At 70.8% G+C, this 5,139-nt stretch carries 6 protein-coding genes; 1 reads left to right on the top strand and 5 read right to left on the bottom strand.

Translation table 11 applies throughout. The features are described from left to right. On the top strand, window positions 1–578 hold a 578-nt coding region (locus tag G6031_RS08830), incomplete at its 5' end, for an alpha/beta hydrolase fold domain-containing protein (protein ID WP_182653041.1). 21 nt (window positions 579–599) lie between these two features. On the opposite strand, the gene era is transcribed toward G6031_RS08830, so the two are convergent. From era to G6031_RS08805, 5 genes are all read right to left on the bottom strand, one after another. Then, on the bottom strand, window positions 600–1,508 hold the full coding sequence (era, locus tag G6031_RS08825; protein WP_182653040.1) for a GTPase Era: 909 nt from the start codon (window positions 1,506–1,508) through the stop codon (window positions 600–602). Further along, window positions 1,505–2,827 carry a CNNM domain-containing protein gene (locus G6031_RS08820; RefSeq protein WP_182653039.1) on the bottom strand — a complete coding sequence of 441 codons (1,323 nt, stop codon included), beginning with the start codon at window positions 2,825–2,827 and terminating at the stop codon, window positions 1,505–1,507. The genes era and G6031_RS08820 overlap by 4 nt, the downstream gene beginning before the upstream one ends. A gap of 3 nt (window positions 2,828–2,830) precedes the next feature. Continuing rightward, window positions 2,831–3,325, bottom strand: a complete 495-nt coding sequence (gene ybeY, locus G6031_RS08815; protein ID WP_182617320.1) for an rRNA maturation RNase YbeY — start codon at window positions 3,323–3,325, stop codon at window positions 2,831–2,833. Then, the gene (locus G6031_RS08810; protein ID WP_259844134.1) at window positions 3,322–4,383 is read right to left on the bottom strand and encodes a PhoH family protein; all 1,062 of its coding nucleotides are present in this window, start codon (window positions 4,381–4,383) and stop codon (window positions 3,322–3,324) included. The genes ybeY and G6031_RS08810 overlap by 4 nt, the downstream gene beginning before the upstream one ends. Window positions 4,384–4,412: 29 nt before the next feature. Then, window positions 4,413–5,139: 16S rRNA (uracil(1498)-N(3))-methyltransferase (locus tag G6031_RS08805; RefSeq protein ID WP_182653038.1), on the bottom strand; the 727-nt coding region annotated here is incomplete at its 5' end.

Raw genomic sequence — 5,139 nt, 5'->3', positions numbered from 1 at the left:
ACCCGCTGGCGGGCCCGGTGTCGGCGACGAACCGCGGCACGGCGGCGGGCGTGGTGGCCGGGGTGGCCGACCTGGTGCGGGACGAGGTCGCCGAGCACGGCCCGGTGTGTCTCGCCGGTGACAGCGCCGGGGGCCAGATCGCGCTGTCCGCGGCGATGGAGTTGAGGGACCGGGGTGTGTCCCGTCTTCCGGCGACGATCCTGATCTCCCCCGCGCTCGACCTGGCGATGGACAACCCGGACATCGACCGGGTCCAACCCAGTGACCCGTGGCTCGCCCGACGAGGCCTGAGGGTGTTCATCGACGCCTGGCGTGCCGAGCTGCCGGTGGACGACCCGCGGGTGAGCCCGCTGTGCGGGGACTTCACCGGTCTGGGGCCGCTGACGGTCTTCGCCGCCACCCGCGACATCGTCCTGCCCGACGTGCGGCTCGGGGTGGAGCGGGCCCGCGCCGCCGGCGTGGACGTCACGTACATCGAGGAGCAGGGGCTACTCCACGTGCACCCGCTCCAGCCCACCCCTGAGGGACGGGCCGCACGGGAGACGATCGTGGGGGTCGTTCGTTCGGCCGTGCGTTAGAAGGACTCGCACGACCGCGGTCTAGAAACCCAGCCGCCCGAGCATCTTGGGGTCGCGCTGCCACTCCTTCAGCACCTTGACGTGCAGGTCCAGGTAGACCTTGGTCCCAAGGAGCTGCTCGATCCCCGCCCGGGCCTGGGTGCCCACCTCGCGCATCCGCGAGCCGCCCTTGCCCAGGACGATCGCCTTCTGGCTCTGCCGCTCCACGTAGACGGTGGCGTGGACGTCCACCATGTCGTCACGCCCCTCGTGGGGCAGCACCTCCTCGATCGACACGGCGATCGAGTGGGGCAGTTCGTCCCGCACGCCCTCGAGGGCGGCCTCTCGGATGAGTTCGGACATCCGGGTCTCGTCCGACTCCTCGGTGATCACGTTGTCGGGGTAGAACCTCGGCCCCTCGGGGAGCAGAGAGGCGATGACGTCCGCCACCACGTCGACCTGCTCACCGGACGCGGCGGACACCGGGACGACCTCGGAGTCCGGCCCGAGGAGCCTGGAGACCGCGACCAACTGCTCCATGACCTTCTGCTTGGACACGGTGTCGATCTTGGTGACCAGGCCGAGGATCGGGGTGGTGGGACAGAGCTTGCGCACCTGCTCGAGGATCCAGCGGTCGCCGGGGCCGATCCGCTCCCCCGCAGGGATGCACAACCCGATCAGGTCGACGTCCGAGTAGGTGTCCTCCACGAGGGCGTTCAACCGCTCGCCCAGCAGGGTGCGTGGCCGGTGCAACCCCGGGGTGTCGACCAGGATGATCTGGGCGTCGGGTCGGTGGACCAACCCGCGGATCGCGTGCCGTGTGGTCTGGGGCCGCGAGGAGGTGATGGCGATCTTCTCGCCCACCAGCGCGTTGGTGAGGGTGGATTTGCCGGTGTTCGGCCGGCCCACGAAGCTGACGAACCCGCTCCGGAAGCCCTCGGGCGTGGTCATCGGTTCTCCTCGTCGTCGTTCTCGTGTGTGCCGTCGGCGGCAAGGTCGATCCGTTCGGCCACCACGGTGACCACCCTGACCCGTCCGCGACGGTCGTGCCCGCCCTCGGCGCGCAGGTCCAGCCCCTCGGTGACCACGTGCGCCCCGGGCAGCGGGACGCGACCGAGTTCGAGCGCCATCAGTCCCCCGATGGTCTCGACCTCCTCGGTCACCTCGTCCGGGAACTCCACGTCGAACAACTCTGCGACCTCGTCCAGACCGAGCCTCGACGACAGCCGGTACCTCCCGTCCTCCAGCTCCTCGACGGGGGGCACCTCGGTGGTGTCGTACTCGTCGACGATCTCGCCGACGATCTCCTCGAGGATGTCCTCGATGGACACCAGCCCGGCGGTTCCGCCGTACTCGTCGACCAGGATCGCCAGATGGTTGTGGTCCCTCTGCATCTCCGACAGCAGGTCGTCGATCCGCTTGGCGTCCGGCACGAACACCGCGGGTCGCATCACGTCGGCGACCGGGGCCGCGCGGCCGTCGGGGTCGTCGAGACGGGCCACGATGTCGCGGAGGTAGATCACGCCCACCACGTCGTCGGAGTTGTCACCGTCCACCACGGGGATCCGGGAGTACCCGGACTTGACGGTCAACCGGGCCGCCTGGCCGACGGTCTTGTCCGATTCGATCCACACCATCTCGGTCCGCGGGGTCATGACCTCGCGGGCGGTGGTGTCCCCGAGCTCGAACACCGACTGGATCATGCGCGACTCGTCGTCGGCCACCACCCCGCGCTCGCGGGCCATGTCCACGATCTCGAGCAGCTCGATCTCCGAGGCGAACGGGCCGTTGCGGAAGCCCCGGCCCGGGGTGACGGCGTTGCCGACCCCCACCAGGAGGCTGGCGACGGGACCCAGCACCATCCCGAGCACCCTCATCGGGGTCGAGGCGCCCAGTGCCAACGAGTAGGCGTGTTGGCGCCCCAGCGTGCGGGGACCGACGCCGGCCACGACGTACGCGGCGATCGTCGTCACCGCGATCACCCCGACCAGCGCCCAGACCGTGGACTCGATGACCTCGGCGAACACCACGGTCAGGAGCACGACCCCCGCGATCAGGCTCAACAGGTGCAGTAGCACGGCGACGTTGATGTAGCGCGGCCGGTTGAGCAGCATCAACGACAGCCTCGCCGCCCCGTAGCGGGGTTCCTTGGCCATCTCCTCGACCCGGGCCACCGAGACCGTGCTCAGCGCGGCGTCGAGGGCGGCGAAGACGCCGGCGACCAGGATGAGCAGAACGGCGGCGCCGGTGGTGAGAATGGTCTGGTCCACGGGTCAGGCGTCCGCGCGCGGGGCGTCGTCCTGCGGGGCGTCCCGGTGGTCGTACCACTCGCCCAGCAGCTCGTTCTGCAGGCCGAACATCTCGCGCTCCTCGGCCGGCTCGGCATGGTCGTACCCGAGCAGGTGCAGGCACCCGTGCACGGTCAGCAGCGCGAGCTCGTGCGCGAGCGGATGACCGGAGCTGGCGGCCTGGTCGGCGGCGAACGCCGGGCACAGCACGATGTCGCCGAGCATCGCCGGCCCGGGATCGGGCAGGTCGGGGCGACCCCCCGGGGAGAGCTCGTCCATGGGGAAGCTCATGACGTCCGTGGGACCCGGCAGGTTCATCCACGTCACGTGGAGATCCGCCATGGTGTCCTTGTCCACGAGGGTGATCGACAGTTCCGCGGCGGGGTGGACGTCCATCCGGGCGATCACGAACGCGGCCACGTCGATGAGTTCGGCCTCGTCGACCTCCACGCCCGACTCGTTGGCGACCTCGATGCTCATCGGCGGCGGTGCTCCCTGTTCCTGTGTACGGCGGTGGGTTCCTCGCCCCGCTCGAGGCGCTCCTCGTGCTTCGCGTAGGCGTCGACGATCCGGGCCACCAGCGCGTGCCGCACGACGTCCGCGGACGTGAGCTCCGAGAAGTGGATGTCGGGGACCCCCTTGAGGATGTCGCGCACCACCTTGAGCCCGGATCGCTGCCCACCCGGGAGGTCGATCTGTGTGATGTCCCCGGTCACGACGATCTTCGAGCCGAAGCCGAGGCGGGTCAGGAACATCTTCATCTGTTCGGGCGTGGTGTTCTGCGCCTCGTCGAGGATGATGAACGCGTCGTTGAGGGTGCGCCCACGCATGTAGGCCAGCGGGGCGACCTCGATAACCCCTGCCGCCATGAGCTTGGGGATGGCCTCCGGGTCCATCATGTCGTGCAGCGAGTCGTACAGCGGCCGCAGGTACGGGTCGATCTTCTCGTGCAGGGTGCCGGGCAGGTAGCCGAGCCGCTCCCCGGCCTCGACCGCCGGGCGGGTGAGGATGATGCGACTGACGTCCTTGGCCCGCAGCGCGGCGACCGCCTTGGCCATCGCGAGGTAGGTCTTTCCCGTTCCGGCGGGTCCGAGCCCGAACACCACCGTGTGGTCGTCGATCGCGTCGACGTACCGCTTCTGCCCCACCGTCTTGGGCCGGATCATCCCGCCGCGCCGGGACAGCACGTCCGTGCCCAGCACCTCCTCGGGGGTCAACGGCCCGGAGTCGGCGAGTATCTCGACCGAGCGTCGCACCGACGCCGGGGTGATCTCCACCCCACGTCCGGCCTGCCGGAGCAGGTCCGAGACCACTCGTGAGGCCTGGTCGACGGCGCCGGGGTCGCCGGAGATGGTCATGGTGCCGCCCCGCACGTGCAGGTCGGCGTCGAGCAGCTCCTCGAGCGCCCGGAGGTTGGCGTCCGCGGCGCCGAGCACCGCCATCGCCAGGTCCGGGTCGAGCTGGACCGCCGTGCGGGAGGGCGGGCCGCCGGGGTCCCGGCGGTCGTCGCCCCGCGTCCGGGCGACCGTGTCACTCACTGCGTCGTTCTCTGGGGTACCTACGTGGATCACTTCCTGGGTGGTGGTGCGGTCGGGTCGAGTGTAGTACCAGTGCGGGCCCATCTCCGCGTGAGAACTCCGAGGGCGCCGAGCGCCACCGCGGCGGCGCTGGAGGTGCGCAGCACCTCGGGACCCAGGACGACGGCGCGGGCCCCGACGTGGGTGAGTGAGTCGATCTCGGCGTCGGAGACGCCGCCCTCGGGCCCGACGACGAGGAGGATGCGTTCCACGGGACCCGCCGCGGTCACGGCGTCCGCGAAACCGGCGGCACCGTCCTCGTGCAACACCAGCGCGGTCGCACCCGCTCGGACCTCCTCGGCCACGAATACCACGAGACCGGTGGAGTCGAGCGGGTCGCCGATCTCCGGTTCCCACTCGCGCCGGGACTGCTTGGCGGCGGCACGGGCCGCGTTGGCCCACTTGGTCCGGCCCTTGTCGAGCTTGGGGCCCGCCCAGCGGCTCACACACCGGTCCGCCTGCCACGGCACGATCCGGTCCGCCCCGGCCTCGGTGGCCAGTTCCACGGCGAGCTCGGAGCGATCGGACTTGGGGAGCGCCTGGACCACGGTCACCAGGGGCGTCGGTCGCTCGACCACGGTCCGGGCCAGGACCTCGGCCTCGACCCGGCCGGGCCCCGACGTCAACACCGAGCAGTCCGCGACCTGGCCGCGACCGTCCCCGACCCGGAGGAGCTCGCCTGGCCGCACCCGCAGGGCCGAGCCGGCGTGCCGGCCC

The organism is Dietzia sp. CQ4 (assembly GCF_014145125.1).
GTDB classification, from domain to species: domain Bacteria; phylum Actinomycetota; class Actinomycetes; order Mycobacteriales; family Mycobacteriaceae; genus Dietzia; species Dietzia natronolimnaea.
Note: the sequence above shows the minus strand (reverse complement) of the source record. Positions and strands in the feature narration are given on the sequence as shown.